General features: G+C 69.6%; 13 protein-coding genes. 6 read left to right on the top strand and 7 right to left on the bottom strand.

All coding sequences use genetic code 11. The features are described from left to right. Positions 1–58 precede the first annotated feature (58 nt). Positions 59–385, top strand: coding sequence for a ferredoxin (gene fdxA / locus GO592_RS24525; protein WP_005244047.1), 327 nt, complete (start codon positions 59–61; stop codon positions 383–385). On the opposite strand, the gene GO592_RS24520 is transcribed toward fdxA, so the two are convergent. Beyond that, positions 386–2,026: an ABC-F family ATP-binding cassette domain-containing protein gene (locus tag GO592_RS24520; RefSeq protein ID WP_007298194.1), complete on the bottom strand. Its 1,641-nt coding sequence runs from the start codon at positions 2,024–2,026 to the stop codon at positions 386–388. It abuts the gene before it with no gap. 15 nt (positions 2,027–2,041) lie between these two features. Next, positions 2,042–2,635 (bottom strand): class I SAM-dependent methyltransferase, encoded by a 594-nt coding sequence (locus GO592_RS24515; RefSeq protein WP_005260540.1) that lies wholly within the window; start codon positions 2,633–2,635, stop codon positions 2,042–2,044. A gap of 137 nt (positions 2,636–2,772) precedes the next feature. On the opposite strand from GO592_RS24515, the gene GO592_RS24510 reads away from it, so the two are divergent. Beyond that, positions 2,773–3,621 carry an aldo/keto reductase gene (locus GO592_RS24510; RefSeq protein WP_007298193.1) on the top strand — a complete coding sequence of 283 codons (849 nt, stop codon included), beginning with the start codon at positions 2,773–2,775 and terminating at the stop codon, positions 3,619–3,621. A gap of 68 nt (positions 3,622–3,689) precedes the next feature. On the opposite strand, the gene GO592_RS24505 is transcribed toward GO592_RS24510, so the two are convergent. Continuing rightward, positions 3,690–4,130, bottom strand: coding sequence for a cupin domain-containing protein (locus GO592_RS24505; RefSeq protein WP_007298192.1), 441 nt, complete (start codon positions 4,128–4,130; stop codon positions 3,690–3,692). Positions 4,131–4,282: 152 nt separating this feature from the next. Here GO592_RS24505 and GO592_RS45915 point away from each other — a divergent pair, with 152 nt between their 5' ends. Together GO592_RS45915 and GO592_RS24500 are read left to right on the top strand one after the other, a co-directional pair. Further along, positions 4,283–4,411, top strand: coding sequence for a hypothetical protein (locus tag GO592_RS45915; protein WP_009478066.1), 129 nt, complete (start codon positions 4,283–4,285; stop codon positions 4,409–4,411). 4 nt (positions 4,412–4,415) lie between these two features. After that, a complete protein-coding gene (locus tag GO592_RS24500; protein WP_005260537.1) occupies positions 4,416–4,787 on the top strand; it encodes a hypothetical protein in 372 nt (123 codons plus the stop codon). Here the strand turns inward: GO592_RS24500 and GO592_RS24495 are convergent. Together GO592_RS24495 and GO592_RS24490 are read right to left on the bottom strand one after the other, a co-directional pair. Next, complete coding sequence (locus GO592_RS24495; protein WP_007298190.1) at positions 4,747–6,852, bottom strand: MMPL family transporter; 2,106 nt, start codon at positions 6,850–6,852, stop codon at positions 4,747–4,749. The genes GO592_RS24500 and GO592_RS24495 overlap by 41 nt on opposite strands. A 56-nt stretch (positions 6,853–6,908) precedes the next feature. Continuing rightward, on the bottom strand, positions 6,909–10,193 hold the full coding sequence (locus GO592_RS24490; RefSeq protein WP_007298189.1) for a BTAD domain-containing putative transcriptional regulator: 3,285 nt from the start codon (positions 10,191–10,193) through the stop codon (positions 6,909–6,911). Positions 10,194–10,260: 67 nt separating this feature from the next. Between GO592_RS24490 and GO592_RS24485 the strand changes: the two genes are divergently transcribed. Beyond that, positions 10,261–10,935 carry a hemerythrin domain-containing protein gene (locus GO592_RS24485; protein WP_039951661.1) on the top strand — a complete coding sequence of 225 codons (675 nt, stop codon included), beginning with the start codon at positions 10,261–10,263 and terminating at the stop codon, positions 10,933–10,935. On the opposite strand, the gene GO592_RS24480 is transcribed toward GO592_RS24485, so the two are convergent. Further along, positions 10,908–12,398 carry a phospholipase D-like domain-containing protein gene (locus tag GO592_RS24480; RefSeq protein ID WP_007298187.1) on the bottom strand — a complete coding sequence of 497 codons (1,491 nt, stop codon included), beginning with the start codon at positions 12,396–12,398 and terminating at the stop codon, positions 10,908–10,910. The two genes, GO592_RS24485 and GO592_RS24480, sit on opposite strands and share 28 nt — an antisense overlap. Positions 12,399–12,492: 94 nt before the next feature. Between GO592_RS24480 and GO592_RS24475 the strand changes: the two genes are divergently transcribed. Then, positions 12,493–13,614 carry a lipase family protein gene (locus GO592_RS24475; RefSeq protein ID WP_237720465.1) on the top strand — a complete coding sequence of 374 codons (1,122 nt, stop codon included), beginning with the start codon at positions 12,493–12,495 and terminating at the stop codon, positions 13,612–13,614. Here GO592_RS24475 and GO592_RS24470 read toward each other — a convergent pair. Beyond that, complete coding sequence (locus GO592_RS24470) at positions 13,607–14,716, bottom strand: NAD(P)-binding domain-containing protein (protein WP_005260531.1); 1,110 nt, start codon at positions 14,714–14,716, stop codon at positions 13,607–13,609. The genes GO592_RS24475 and GO592_RS24470 overlap by 8 nt on opposite strands. Between the last annotated feature and the right edge of the window lie 34 nt (positions 14,717–14,750).

Below are 14,750 nucleotides of genomic sequence, written 5' to 3'. Positions count from 1 at the left end.
TGCGTGGCAGAGTGGAGGCGATTCGCGCGGGACGGCAGGAAAGGACAGGATTACTGACGTGACCTATACCATCGCAGAGCCCTGTGTCGACGTTCTGGACAAGGCATGCATCGAAGAATGTCCCGTCGACTGCATTTACGAGGGCGGTCGGATGCTCTACATCCACCCCGACGAATGCGTCGACTGCGGCGCCTGTGAGCCGGTCTGCCCCGTCGAGGCGATCTTCTACGAGGACGACGTCCCGGACCAATGGGTGGAGTACACCAAGGCGAACGCCGACTTCTTCGACGACCTCGGTTCCCCCGGCGGCGCGGCGAAGCTGGGCAAGGTCGACTACGACCCGCCGTTCGTCAAGGCGTTGCCGCCCATGGCCGAGGGCGACTGACTACTCCTCGGACAGCCGGCCGCCGTCCATTCGCCACCGGCGGGTGCTGCGCGTCGAATCCAGCATCCGCCGGTCGTGGGTGACCAGCAGCAGCGTGCCGTCGAAGTTCTCCATGGCCTGCTCGAGCTGTTCGATCGCGGGGAGGTCCAGGTGGTTGGTGGGCTCGTCGAGCACCAGCAGGTTGACCCCCCGCGCCTGCAGCAGGGCGAGGGCGGCGCGGGTGCGTTCGCCGGGGGACAGCGACGCCGCCGGCCGCAGCACGTGGTGTCCCTTGAGCCCGAACTTCGCGAGCAGTGTCCGCACGTCGGCGTCCGGCCAGTCCGGGATCTGCGCCGCGAACGCGTCGGCCACCTTCTCGCCGCCCTCGAACAGGCCGCGGGCCTGATCGATCTCGCCGATCGCCACACCCGAACCGAGTGACGCCTTGCCCGCGTCCAGGGCGATCTTGCCCAGCAGCACCTTCAGCAGGGTCGTCTTGCCGGAACCGTTGGCGCCGGTGATGAGGATCCGGTCACCCCAGTCCACCTGAGTGGTGACCGGACCGAACGTGAACTCGCGGTCCCCGCCCCACGCGACGGTGGCGCCGTTCGCCGTCGCCACGACCGATCCGCTGCGGGGGGCGGCGGCGATCTCCATCCGCAGTTCCCACTCCTTCCGCGGTTCCTCGACCACCTCGAGCCGCTCGATCCGGCGTTGCGTCTGCCGGGCCTTCGCGGCCTGCTTCTCGGTGGACTCGGTGCGCAGACCCTTGCCGATCTTGTCGTTGTCCTTCGCCTTGCGACGCGCGTTCCGGACACCGTGCTCCATCCAGTTCCGCTGCATCTGTGCGCGGTCCTCGAGGTCCGAACGGGTCCCGGCGTACTCCTCGTACGCCTCCCGGGCGTGCCTGCGCGCGATCTCCCGTTCGGCGAGATACGAGTCGTAGCTGCCGTCGTAGACCGCGATCTGCTGCTGTACGAGGTCGAGTTCCACGATGCCGGTCACGGTGCGCGCCAAGAATTCTCGATCGTGACTCACCACCACCACGGCCGCCCGGCTCTCGGCGACGAAACGTTCGAGCTGCTCGAGCCCCACGAGGTCGAGGTCGTTGGTCGGCTCGTCGAGCAGCAGTACGTCGTACCGGGACAGCAGCAGCGACGCCAATCCGGCACGCGCGGCCTGTCCGCCGGACAGCGACGTCATGTGCGCGTCGAGCGACACTCCCAGCCCGAGTTCGCTCACGACCTTCTCCGCGCGCTCGGCGAGGTCGGCGCCGCCCAGCGCCAGCCACCGTTCGAGGGCGGGGGAGTAGAGATCCTCCTCCGACTCGCCGAGCGTTTCGGCGGCCGCGTTCATGGTGTGCTCGGCCTCGGTGACGCCGGTCCTGCGGCCGAGGAAGTCGAGCACCGTCTCGCCGACGATGCGGTCGGGTTCCTGGGCGAGGTAGCCGACGGCGGCGTCGGGTGGGCTCAGCACGATACTGCCCTCGACGTCCGCCGAGCCGACCCCGGCCAGGGCCGTCAGCAGCGTCGACTTGCCGGCACCGTTCGCCCCCACGAGTCCGGTCACGTCACCCGGGGCGACGGTCAGGTCGAGGCCGGAGAAGAGGGTGCGCTCACCGCGCGAAGCCGACAGTCCGCTGATGCGCAGTGTTGCAGTCACCCGGCGATTATCCACTCAGCGCTTGACGAGGCGGAACCAGCGGGGGTCGGCCTTCTTGAGCGGTCCCGGCATACCGGTCGTGTCCGCGTCGACGTCCGACACGAGTTTCCACTTCTCGAACGTCCGCTCCACGTCGGAGCGGGAGACCCCACGCGGCAGCGGGCCGCGATGCCCCGGCCCGAACGCGAACATCAGCAGGGTGGCGTGCGGTTCGCTCACGGTCGTGACGTTCTCGGCATAGGCGACCCGGTCGTGGTCGCTGAGCCCGTGGTAGCACCCCACATCCAGGATCAGGTGATACCCCCGGCCGACGGCGTGCTCGAGGTCGGTGGCGTCCGCGTGCATGAAACGCACGTCGACGCCCGCCTTCCGCGCCTTGGACCGCGCCTTGTCGAGGGCCAGCTGGACGGTGTCGATCCCCGTCACCTGCCACCCCCGCCGGGCCATCTCGATGGCATGGTCACCGGTGCCGCATCCGATGTCGAGGACCTCTCCCGGTGGTGCGTCGAAGGGATCGAGCAACGTCTCGATCTGGCTTCCGAAGACGCGGCCCGCTTTCACCCAGGGCGTGATCTTGAACCGATAGGCCAATGTGTATCCGAGGCCCATGTCCGCCCCTTCCACCGGGCGCGTCACCACCTGACGCCGATGCCGTCGGATTACCCGGTCGTACCGAAACGACACGCGAAAGTCCACATTCTGAGACGGCGGGAACATCTGGTCCGGGAGCCCGGTTGGACAGTCCCATGGGTTTCAACAATGCACAGAGTCCTGTACCTACGGTCACGCTCAACGACGGGAACAGCATTCCTGCCCTCGGCTTCGGCGTGTGGCAGGTGCCGGACGACGAGAGCCACGCCGCGGTCACCGAAGCGCTGAAGGCCGGGTACCGCAGCATCGACACCGCCAAGATCTACGAGAACGAAACCGGAGTGGGCCGCGCGCTCGCGGACTCCGGAATTGCCCGTGACGAGCTGTTCGTCACCACCAAGCTGTGGAACGACGACCAGGGGTACGACTCCACGCTCCGCGCGTTCGACGACAGCCTGAACCGCCTCGGGCTCGACTACGTCGACCTCTACCTCATCCACTGGCCGGTCCCGTCCGCGGACCGCTACGTGGACACGTTCAAGGCCTTCCAGAAGATCAAGGCCGACGGGCGTGCGCGGTCGATCGGTGTCTCCAACTTCACCCCGGAGACCCTCGACCGTCTGATCGCCGAGACGGGCGAGGTGCCCGCGATCAACCAGGTCGAGCTGCACCCGCGGTTCAACCAGGCCGACCTGCGCGCCTTCCACACCGGCAAGGGCATCGCGACCGAGGCATGGAGCCCGCTCGGGCAGGGCACCGTCCTCGAGGACGAGTCCATCGCGAAGATCGCTGCAGCGCACGGTAAGACGACCGCGCAGGTGATCATCCGCTGGCACCTGCAGATCGGCAACGTGGTCATCCCCAAGTCGGTGACGCCGGAGCGCATCGCCGCCAACTTCGACGTCTTCGACTTCGAATTGACCCCCGACGAGATCAACACCGTCGGTTCGCTGACCCGGGCCGACGGGCGCATCGGCCCCGACCCGGCAACGCTCGGCGCGTAGGCGGCTCCGCCGCCCGTGCGCCTTTCTGGTTGCTGCAGCTACCAAAAAGGCGCACGGGCCCGGAGGGCCTAGAGCCGGAAGTCCGCGAAGTCGAAGCCCGGGGTGACGACGCAACTGACGAGAGTCGGTTCGTCGCCCTCGGGCTTCGCTCGCTGCCAATGTCGCGGCGGGACCAGCAGCTGTGGTTGCTGGCCCGCCGCGACGTCTGCGCCGAGGATCTGCGCGTCCGGAGCCGCGGGTTCGCTCCCGTCCCCGCCGAGTTCGAGCCGCAGGGGGCTGCCCCGGTGGTACAGCCAGATCTCGGCGCTGCGCACGCTGTGCCATTCCGACTGCTGTCCGGGCATGAGGAGGAACAGGATTGCGGTACCGGCTGCCCTCGGCCCGGGGTAGTCGCCGGGCAGGCTTTCCTCCGGGATCGTGACGTCGCTGCGCCACGTCTCGCGGTACCAGCCGCCTTCGGGGTGCGGGGCGAGGTCGAGGGTTCGGGCCCATTCCGGTAATTCCGTCATGGCCGCCATTCTGCCGCCCGGCACCGCGCCCTGGGGTGTGCTCGCACCACCCCTGGGGTGTCTTATCTCGGACGGCCGGAGCCGCGAGAGTCGTAGGTGTTCAGAAAGCGGGGGCACGAAATCCCGCACACCAGCGACGAACAGGAGACACCATGCTCGGAATCATGCTCGGACTCGGCGGAGCCGCAATCGGACTCGGAATCGGCGTCATGGCCCTCGGGGTCGGACTCCTTCTCAGTGACGCGACGATCAAGCACGATGTCGGCGAACTCCCCGACTGACTCCATGTGGGTCGACACCCGTCGGGGGCGGGTCCGGGCGCGAACAGCGGCCCGTACCCGCCACCCGCTGGCGTGGTTTCACTCGATCCTGACCCGCAAACGCGGTGTTGCCGTCCAGACGCCGCCCGCCAGTGCCGGTGAGGTGCTCGAACGTCTCGTCGACATGCCGCTCAGCGTCTGGACCTACGGTTTCGATCACGAATCGGTGCGGCACCTGGGCCCGATGGCACAGGATTTCGCCACCGCATTCGGTCTCGGTTCCAACGACCGCCGCATCGCGATGGTCGACGCGAACGGGGTGTGCATGGCGAGCATCCAGGCCCTGTACCGGCGCGTCATCGCGCTCGAAGCGGAAGTGGAACGCCTGCGGAGGTAGCGTCCGAGTCCGGTTTTGCGTCCCGGCGACCGCCCGGCCGCCACCAGTTGGCGTTGCCCAGCAGGTACATCGTGGCAGGCACCAGCACCATCCGCACGATCGTCGCGTCGATGAGGACCGCGGTCGCGAGGCCGACGCCCATCATCTTCACGGTCACGTCCCCGTCGAGCGCGAACCCGGCGAACACCGCCACCATGATTGCCGCGGCGCTCGTGATCACCCGGCCCGTCGACGCCAGTCCCTCGACGACGCTCCGATGTGAGTCGCCCGTGTCGAGCCAGCGCTCACGTATCCGGGAGAGCAGGAACACCTCGTAGTCCATCGACAGTCCGAACAGGATGGTGAACATCAGGATCGGCACCCAACTCGACACGGGAAGCGCGTGCGGAAGTCCGAGTAGCTGCGCGCCCCAACCCCATTGGAACACCATCACCATCACGCCGTAGGCGGCGGCCACCGACAGCAGGTTCATCACGGCCGCCTTCACCGCGACCACCGGCGCGCGGAACACGAACGTGAGCAGCACCACCGACAGTGCGACGACGAACGCGATCACCAGCCACAGCCGTTCGGCGAGGCGGGCGGAGATGTCGGCGAACGTCGCGGTGAGTCCGGTGACGTGGACGCCGTCGGCCGCGTCGGACCGGATCCGCTCCAGCAGTTCGGTGCTGCGGGGGTCGCTCGGGCCGGTGGTCGGCTGCACCGAGATCAGCGCGGCCGTCGAGTCGGCGTTCATCAGTACGGGCGTCACCGAAGCCACCCCGGGTTCGGCTGCCAGTTCACGCGAGAGGGCCGGAAGCTCTGCTGCCGGAACCTTGTTCAGGTCGACTGCCACCATCAGGGGTCCGTTGGCGCCGGGCCCGAACTCGGAGTCGATCAGGTCGTACGCCTGACGGACCGTGTTGGCGGCCGGCGCGCTGCCCGCGTCCTGCGGCCACGTCCGCATGCCCAGAACCGGCGCGGCCAGGAGCAGCAGCACCCCGAGCGCCGTCAGGGCCCACAGCCACGGGCGACGGCTCACCCTGATCGCCCACCGTTCCGTCAGCGGCGACGTCGTGCGACGTTCGGCCCGGGCACGGGACCGCTTGCCGAGCACCCGCGTGCCCGCCAGTCCGCACAGTGCGGGCACCAGCGTGACCGAGGTGAGCATGACGATGCCGACCATCGCGAACGTGGCGTAGCCGAACGACGCGTACATCGGCAGCCCGGACAGCCGCAGTCCGAACAGGGAGACGAGGACGGTGGTTCCGGCGAAGATCACCGACGTCCCGGCCGTGGAGTTGGCCGCGGCGACGGCGTCCCGGACCGACATCCCGGATCGCAGGCCCTCGGTGTACCGGGTGACGAGCAGCAACGCGTAGTCGATGCCGACGCCGATGCCGACCATCGTGGCGATGGTCGGGGCGATGGTGCTGATGCTGGTGAACCCGGCCATGATCGTGATGAGGCCCGACCCGATGCCGACGCCGACGAGCGCGACGGCCAGGGGCAGTCCGGCGGCCACCACGGATCCGAACGCGAACACCAGGATGATCAACGCCAGGACCATGCCGACCGCCTCGGCGGTGCCCGACGGTGTGGAGATGTTCTCCGGGACCTGCCCGCCCAATTCCACCTGCAGTCCCTGCGCCTGGGTGTCGGCGACCGCGGCGTCGAGGGCGTCGACCCCTTCGCTGCCGTGGAAGTCGGTGACCGGGATGCGGTAGTTGAGGCTGATCACCGCGGTGTCGGAATCCTGGGACAGGCGGGGCGGCGACACGGAACTCACGCCGTCCACCTCCGCCAGACTGGTGCCGAGATCGGTGAGGACCGCGGGGGCGAGCGGGCCGCTGTCCGAGTGCACGACCACCCGCGCGTCCGCTCCCGACATCTCCGGGAATCGCTCGGTCAGCAGATTCGTCCCCTGCTGCGACGGTAGACCGGGCACGTTGTAGTCGTCGTGGTTGGTTCCGCCGAACGCGGACGCGGCGGCGAGCACCAGGACGAGCAGCGTCAGCCACGTGGCGATCACCCGCCAGGGACGGGTGGCGGCAGCCGAGCCGAGGCGCGCGAGCAGGGAACTCATGGGGAGCCTCCAGGAAAGCCGGTTGGTTCTGTCGCCTCCGACTCTGCGCCCGGCGGCTAGTGGCCCACTTGGAACTCGCTTGGGCGGGTCGTCACCCGGGTGCGCGCGGCCTCCACCCACGCCGGGCAACCGCAGCGTTCGGCCAGTTCGAGTGCCGCCGCGTAGTGCCTGCGGGCGTCGTCGGGGCGGCGGAGGAGCATCTCGAGGTCGCCGAGAATGGTGTCGACGGGGCCGACCGCGAACGCCGCCGTGTCGCCGCCGCCGATCTGGCCGCTGTACGGGCTCAGCTCCGCGTGCACCGAAGGCGCCTCGTCCCGCTCACCCAGACCCGCGACGACGATGCCCCGCAGCGACATCATCAGGGAATGGAAGAAGTCGCGGCGGACCGGGCGGAGGTGACGCCGGACCTCCCGCGCCCGGTCCGGTTTGCCGTTGCCGAGGAGTGCGAGGGCGTGCAGATCGGCGATCACGTCCATCGCCGCACTGTCGACGGTCTCGATCACCGCCTCGAGTTCTCCGGCGCGTCCCTCGGTGAGCCGGAGCGTGAACTGTGCGAGGGCGAAGACGCTGTCGGCGTCGAGACCCGCCCGGGTCATCAACTCGTGGCCGCGCCCGTAGTGTCGTTCCGCCGCGGCCAGATCGCCGGTGAGGTGAGCGACCATCGCGCGGCTCATCTCCCGGGTCGCCTGCGCCTGCTGGAACTGATACCGGTCCGCCAGCTCCGACTGGATGCCCATGTGGTGTTCGATCGCCGGAATGTCCCCGTTGCCGGAGGCGATCTCGGCCAGCAGGTGGTGGCCCAGCATGGTGAACACGGGAAGCTGCGTCCGGTCGCCGATCCGGAGCAGCTCGTCGCCGATGACGTGGTCGCCGAGCGTGCTGGTCGGGGACCCGGTGCCGGCGTGGACGGCGCAGAGCACCAGCCCGAGCAGCACCGGATCGTCCAGGTCGCGGGCGAGAGTCTCGGCCTCCCGGACCGCGGAATCGGTGCGCTCGTGGTCCTCCGCCCCGATCTCGTGGACGAGTGTCACCAGCAGCCGGCACCGCACCGCCGGTTCCAGTTGCTCGTGCCGCAGCAACGCCTCGATCTGATCGACGACGGCCGTGTCCACTTCGCCGTATCGCCGATTGATCCAGGGCGTCGGGGTGTCGACGAACGCGAGCACCCGGATCGCCAGGTCGGTGCGGCCCGCGTCCCGGGCGTGCGCGAGAGCCCGCCTCCGCGAACGGGATCCCGCCAGTCCGCTGCCGGCGGCGAGTTGCGTGCGGCTCAGTTCGGTGAGGAGTTCGACGCGCTCGTCCACGGACGCCGCTGCGTCCGGCGGCAACCGGTCGGCCGCTCGAAGGGCGTTGTCGAGGAAGCCGATCTCCGCGTCATGGGCGTAGCGGTCGGCGGCCTGCGCCGCGGCCGCGACATTGTGGTCGAGGGCCTGCCGTGCGGTGGCGGCCGACAGCGCCTCGGTGAAATGGTGGGCGAGGGCCGCGACATCGTGCGGCCGCAACTCCTCGAGTGCCGTCCCGACCCGGGCATGCCAGCGGCTCCTGCGCAGCCGGGTGAGGTCGGAGTAGAGCGTGTCGCGGACGAGGGCGTGCGTGAACCGGACCGTCCCGGCGCGCGGCTCGCCGAGAAGACCGGCGATCACGCCCGACTCGAGGGCGTCGAACACGGTGTCCTCGTCGACCTCGGCGGCGCGGGTGAGGACGTCGATGTCGGATTCGCGGCCCACGACCGCGGCCAGCCGCAGGACGGACACGGCGAGTTCGGGGAGACGGGCGATCCGCCTGCGCAGGACGTCCCGGACCCCCTCGGGCACCTCCGACGTGGCCACCAGCTCGCCCTCACTGGCCAGGAGTCGGGCGCTCTCCTGCAGGTAGAACGGGTTTCCACCGGTCCGGTCGGCGAGCGCGCGGAGGGTGCCGGGATCGGGGTCGCGTCCCGCCACATGCCGGATCAGCTCAGCCGAATCGTCGGGGCCGAGTCCGCCGAGGCGGATGCGGGTCGGTTGTAGCGATGCGAGATCGGCGAAGCAGCTCTCCAGGTTCGGGTCCACCTCGTCCGGGCGGAATGCGAGGAGCAGCAGGATCGGGTGCCGCTGCTGCGCGAGCCGCACGAGGATCGACAGGGTGTCCTCGTCGGCGCGGTGGACGTCGTCGAGGACGACGGCGAGAGGGCCGTGATCGCGGACAGTCCCGATGTAGTCGGCGACGGCGCGGTGCAGCAGGAACCGTCCGCTCGGATCGTCCGGCCGCGCCGCGCGCGAACGGTCGTCGGAGAGCAGGGGTGCCAGCGCGTCGGTCTCGGCGCCGGGGTCGACCGTCTCGCGCAGCGCGCGCAGGATCTCCACCCACGCCCAGGCGGGTGGGGCGCCGTCCACTTCGGGGCAGCGACCCACCGCCACCTGCCACCCCGCGGCGTGCAGTGTTCGACGGAACCGGCGCAGCAGGGACGACTTCCCCGATCCGGCGTCGCCCCCGAGGAGGACGACGGGGGTGCCGGCGTCGGTCATCAGGTCGGTCAGGCTCGCCAATTCCTCGGTGCGGCCGAGGAACCAGGTTTCCGGCGTCGTGTCGACCCGCCCGGCTGCGGGGGCGGGTGCGGGTGGAGACGGGACCGTGCCGGTGAGGATCTGTCGTTCGAGTTCGGTCAGGGCGGCACCGGGGTCGAGGCCGAGTTCGTTCGCCAGCCGGCCGCGGGCCTCGCGCAACGCGGCCAGGGCGTCGGCCTGTCTCCCACTGCGGTGCAAGGCCAGGGCGAGCAATCGCCACCCCTCTTCCCGGAGCGGGTGGTCCCGGGTGAGGGCCTGCGCGTCGAGCACGGCGCCGGCCGCATCCCCGCTCGCGACGGCCGCCGCCACCAGACGTTCGCGCGCGACCACCCGCAGTTCCTCGAGCCGGGCGATCTCGGCGAGAGCCCAGTGCTCACCGGCCACCTCGGCGAACGCCGGCCCCCGCCACAGGCTCAGCGCGTGTTCGAGATCTGCGCGCCCGGTATCGGCGGCCGACCGGATCAGGGTCTCGAATTCCCACGCGTCCACACCGGACGGGGGCAGGATGAGCGCGTAACCCGGGGCCCGGCTCACCAGGACGGTGGAGTCCGCCCGGGGCGCGCGGTGCGGCTCCAGCGCGCGCCGCAGATTCGAAATGTATGCCTGAAGTGCGCCGACCGCTCGCGGTGGGGGAGCGCCGTGCCAGAGATCGTCGATGAGCCGATCCACCGGCACCACCTCGCCGTGCGCGACGAGCAGTAGCGCGAGCACGGCGCGCTGGCGGGGGCCGCCGAGGTCCACCGTCCCCGATTCGTCCTCCGCCTCGAGCGTTCCGAGTACTCGAATACGCAGCATCGTTCAGCCAGCGTAAGCACTAGTGGCCTCCAAGTCCTCTCCAAGACGCCGAACCGACCCTGAGTGCATGACTACGTCAACTGCTCACACAGTCCGTCCCGACACCCGCGAGATGGTGGTGGTCCACGACTGCTTCCGTCGCCAGTTCGCCGCGCTGCCCGCACTCGTCCGGGGTGTTCCCGCCGGCGACACCGCCCGGGCCGGGGAGGTGGTGACGTTCTTCGCGGAACTCGCCACCGCCCTGCACCACCATCACACGAGCGAGGACGACCTGCTGTGGCCGAAGCTGCTCGACCGCGCGCCCACCGACGCGGCGCTGGTGCTGCGGATGGAAGAACAGCACGAACGCATCTCCGAGCTGCTGTCGCGGGCGCAGTCGCAGGGTGCCGCGTTCACGGCGGACGCGGTGGACGGCGAGCCGCTGGCGAAGACGCTGACCGCGCTGTCCGCCGCGCTCGACGAGCACCTCGGCGAGGAGGAGCAGCGGATCCTCCCGATGGCGGAGCAGTTCATGACACTCGCCGAATGGCAGGAGATGGGCGATCGTGGCCGCGCGTCGATCCCCAAGGACCGGCTGCTGGTGTTCCTCGGCTTCATCCTTCATGGGGCGACCCCCGAGGAGCGTCGAATGTTCCTGTCGGAGATGCCCTTCGCGGCCAGGATGGCGTGGTCGATCCTGGGGCGTCGGGCATTCCGCAAGGACTACCGGCGGATCTACGGCACCGAACCGGCCGCCTTCTGACGCCGGATCACCCTGCGCCGCAGCCGGCCCCGGCTGGTGCGCTCCCAGAGGCTGGGCGGTGTGCGCTCGGGATCCATCAGTTCGTTCTCGGCCAGCGGACTGTCTTCGTCCTCGACCGTCTCCGGCTCGAACTTCTCGAGGGTCCGGCCGCCGCCGCGCAGTGCCTCCACGGTGCCCAGGAACGACGTCTCGGTCAGCGTGTCCTCGAACAGCCCGGCCGGGACACCGAGGTGCTCGCAGACGAGCTGACGGCGAATTCCGAGAATGGTCTGCCGCAGCTCCGCACCGTTCGCTGTGTCCGCGGTGACCTCGACCGCCAGATCACACTCGGTGTCGAACCCCATCGACCGGTTGTTGAGGTTCGACGAACCCACGCGCAGGAGCCGGTCGTCCATCACCAGCACCTTGGCGTGGACGTAGATCGGCTCACCGCCCGCCGTGACGGGGTAGTAGACGCCCAGCCGGTTCCCGGTATCGGCCTGCCAGAGCAGGTGCAGCAACCGGCGGCGGGCGCCGTCCATGGCCTTCTGCTCGAGCCAGCCGTCGGCATTGCGCGGCAGCACCAGCACGATCTCCGGTCCGTCCGGTTCCTGTAGTCGCGCGGCGATCGCCTCGGCGAGGGTGCGGGAGGCCAGGTACTGACTCTCGATGTACAGCGTCCGCTCGGCGCCCGCGATCGCAGCCAGATACAGGGCCTCGATCTCCCGGACCTCGTCCCGATCGGCGAGCTCCGGCAGCGTGCGCGCGATGCCCACGTCGACGGAGCGCATCGCCGGCTTCAGCCCCTCCGGCCACGGCGTCCTCCCCGCGATCTCGTCGACGGGCGCCAGATCCTGCCCCGTTGCCGCCTTCCACCGGGTGCGGGCGAGCTCGCCGATGGCCTTCGCCGCGTCCCCGTCGACGGCGGTCGTCGCGTCGTGCCACGGCCCGTACCGCTTGCCGTTCGGCTGCGTCCGGTAATGGTTGCGGTCCCGATGTTCCGGGGTGTCCCACCGGTCCACGGTCATGTCGATGCCGCCGCAGAACGCGAGCGCGTCGTCGATGACGACGATCTTCTGGTGGTGCGCCGAGCCGACGGGGTGGGCGGCGTCGAGTTCGAAGTGCAGGCGGCGGTCGGTCACCCAGTTGACCACGAAGATCGGCGTCATGCCGCGCCCGATCGCGGTAAAGGCCCCGATGTTCCATTTGAGCAGGTAGATGTCGAGATCGGGGCGTTCCCGCGTCAGCCAGGCCAGGAACCGGCCGAGCTGGTTGGGGCCGTCGAGCGTCTTCTCGTCCGGCTCGAACTTGATCCTCGTGTCGAAGTCCCAGCCGATGAGGATGATGCGCCTGCGAGCCTGCAGCATCGCGGACTTGGCATGGCGGAAGTAGTCCGCCGCATCGACGATGCACGCGAGACGATCGGCGTGGGCAACCTGCCAGCACGTGTCACCGGGAGTCAGGATCGTGCCGTCGTCGCTCATGTGTTTTCCGCTCTCCCGGTCTCGTTGTCCACCCGTCCCCTGCGGGTGGACGATTCACAGTACTGCGCCACCCCCGCGCAGCTACCGTTGAGAGGTGCGGAGGTGGTGGCGCATCGTGGCGTTGCTCGCACTGGTCAGCGTGCTGTGGGCACCAACTGTCGGTGCGGTTCCGTTGCGGGCCGGTTCGAGCCCCGGCACGGTCGTCGCCTCGTCCGAATTGCCGGCGGAACTCTGGCTCCGCGGAACCGGCAGTGCCTACCGGATGACATACCTGACCACCGACCGGCACGGCATCACTCCGTGCACCGGGATGGTGTTCGTGCCGCCCGGTTCACCGCCCGCCGGGGGCTGGCCCGTCATCGCGTGGGCGCACGGAACGGTTGGGGACTCCGACTCCGACGCACCGTCCGTGACCGGGGTCGACAGGGAATCCTCCGACTACGTGAGCAGCTGGCTGCAACTCGGTTACGCCGTGGCCGCCACTGACTACGTGGGCCTGGGCACCCCCGGGGTGCCGCCCTACCTCGACGGGAAGGTCGCCGGGCGCAGCGTCGTGGACTCCGTGCGCGCCGCCGGGGCGATCGACGCCGATCTCTCCGCCACGTGGATGGCGGTCGGACTGTCCCAGGGCGGGCAGGCCGCGGTGTTCGCCGCACACGCTGCCACGACGTACGCGCCGGAACTCGACTACCGCGGGGCAGTCGCGAACGGGGTGCCGTCGAACATCGAGATGGTGGCGAACTGGAGTGGTCCGTCGTTTCCGCCGCAGGGCCTCGCCGGTCTCACCGTGTACATCTCGTACCTGATCGCCGGGGTCCGTGACGCGTATCCCGAACTGGACGTCGACAGCTACCTGACCCCGGTCGGGAAGCAGTTCGTGGACGCCGCTCCCGAAGTGCCGTTCCGGCAGTTCGCGGCCATGACCCGCAACGTGTCGGTGGCGCAGATGCTGTCGCGGGCACTCGACGTCCCGGCGCTGCAGGACGCGTTGCGCGAATACCTCGAGGTCCCGGTCGCGGGTTACGACCGTCCGCTGCTGCTCGTCCAGGGGGTCACCGACGCGTCGGTGCCGATCCCGCTGACGGAGAAGCTTGTCGCCGAGATGCACAGTGCTGGAACGGTTCTCGACTACCGGGTGTATTCGGGCGGTCACTTCGGCAGCATGTACCAGGCCGGCCCCGACCAGACGGCGTTCGTCGCCTCGCTGATCAGGTAGGGCGTTCGGATCCGGCCGGCACGCCGAGGTGCCGGGTGAGTTCGCGGGCCGCGGCCTGCCCCGCCCGGTTCGCACCGATCGTCGACGACGACGGGCCGTAGCCCACGAGGTGAATCCGCGGATCCGACGCTACTTGGGTGGCCAGGCGCCCCGTCATCGTGATCCCGCCGCCCGGCCCGCGCAACCGCAGCGGCGCGAGGTGATCGAGGGAACTGCGAAAACCGGTGCACCACAGGATCACATCGACCTTCAGCTCGCGGCCGTCGGACCACCGGACCCCGTCCGCGGTGATCTCACTGAACATCGGTTGCCGCGCCAGCACCCCGCGTTCGCGGGCGGCGCGGATCGCAGGCGTCACGGGCAGTCCCGTCACCGACACCACCGAACCCGGTGGCAGCCCGCGCCGGACCCGGTCCTCGACGAGAGCGACGGCGGCACGGCCGATCTCGGGCGTGAACGGCTCGTCCCGGAACTCCGGTGGGCGGCGCGTCACCCACGTGGTGGTCGTGACGCGGGAGATCTCGTCCAGCAACTGCACCGCCGAGATGCCACCGCCCACGACGAGCACGTGCTGTCCCGCGAAGTCCTGCGCCGAGGCGTAGTCCTTGGTGTGCACCTGGCGGCCGGTGAACGACTCGGCACCGGGGTAACGGGGTATGAACGGGCGTTCCCACGTACCCGTCGCGTTGATGAGACCGCGGGCCGACACGACGCCGCGGTCGGTCTCGATCCGCAGACGCTCGCCGCGCGCACACACCACCCGCGTGTGGACGGGACGGTGCACCGGCAACTCGAACTGTTTCTCGTATGTAGCGAAGTACTGGGGAACCGCGGCCGCCGCATGCACCAGCGCGGCCTCCGGGTCGTTCGGGTCCACGCCGATCGTGTCGGCGAAGCCGAGCCCGGGAAGGTCGTGAACACCGTTGACGGTGCTCAGCGTCAATGACGGCCACCGGAACTGCCACGCGCCGCCGGGCCCCGGGGCGTGATCGAGCACCACGAAACCGGACTCCGGTTCCACCCCGAACCTGCGCAGATAGTAGGCGGCAGACAGCCCCGCCTGCCCCGCGCCGATCACGGCAACGTCCACATCGCTGTTCATGTCGGTCCTCACCTCCACCCTCACAACTACCGGA

This window comes from Rhodococcus sp. 21391 (genome assembly GCF_016772255.1).
Classification (GTDB): Bacteria; Actinomycetota; Actinomycetes; order Mycobacteriales; family Mycobacteriaceae; genus Rhodococcus_F; species Rhodococcus_F opacus.
Note: the sequence above shows the minus strand (reverse complement) of the source record. Positions and strands in the feature narration are given on the sequence as shown.

Coding starts and splice junctions, on each gene's coding strand:
- GO592_RS24510 (WP_007298193.1), top strand. CDS start 2,773: ATGGGTTTCAACAATGCACAGAGTCCTGTACCTACGGTCACGCTCAAC.
- GO592_RS24500 (WP_005260537.1), top strand. CDS start 4,416: ATGTGGGTCGACACCCGTCGGGGGCGGGTCCGGGCGCGAACAGCGGCC.
- GO592_RS24495 (WP_007298190.1), bottom strand. CDS start 6,852: ATGAGTTCCCTGCTCGCGCGCCTCGGCTCGGCTGCCGCCACCCGTCCC.
- GO592_RS24485 (WP_039951661.1), top strand. CDS start 10,261: ATGACTACGTCAACTGCTCACACAGTCCGTCCCGACACCCGCGAGATG.
- GO592_RS24490 (WP_007298189.1), bottom strand. CDS start 10,193: ATGCTGCGTATTCGAGTACTCGGAACGCTCGAGGCGGAGGACGAATCG.
- GO592_RS24480 (WP_007298187.1), bottom strand. CDS start 12,398: ATGAGCGACGACGGCACGATCCTGACTCCCGGTGACACGTGCTGGCAG.
- GO592_RS24515 (WP_005260540.1), bottom strand. CDS start 2,635: ATGGGCCTCGGATACACATTGGCCTATCGGTTCAAGATCACGCCCTGG.
- GO592_RS45915 (WP_009478066.1), top strand. CDS start 4,283: ATGCTCGGAATCATGCTCGGACTCGGCGGAGCCGCAATCGGACTCGGA.
- GO592_RS24470 (WP_005260531.1), bottom strand. CDS start 14,716: ATGAACAGCGATGTGGACGTTGCCGTGATCGGCGCGGGGCAGGCGGGG.
- GO592_RS24505 (WP_007298192.1), bottom strand. CDS start 4,130: ATGACGGAATTACCGGAATGGGCCCGAACCCTCGACCTCGCCCCGCAC.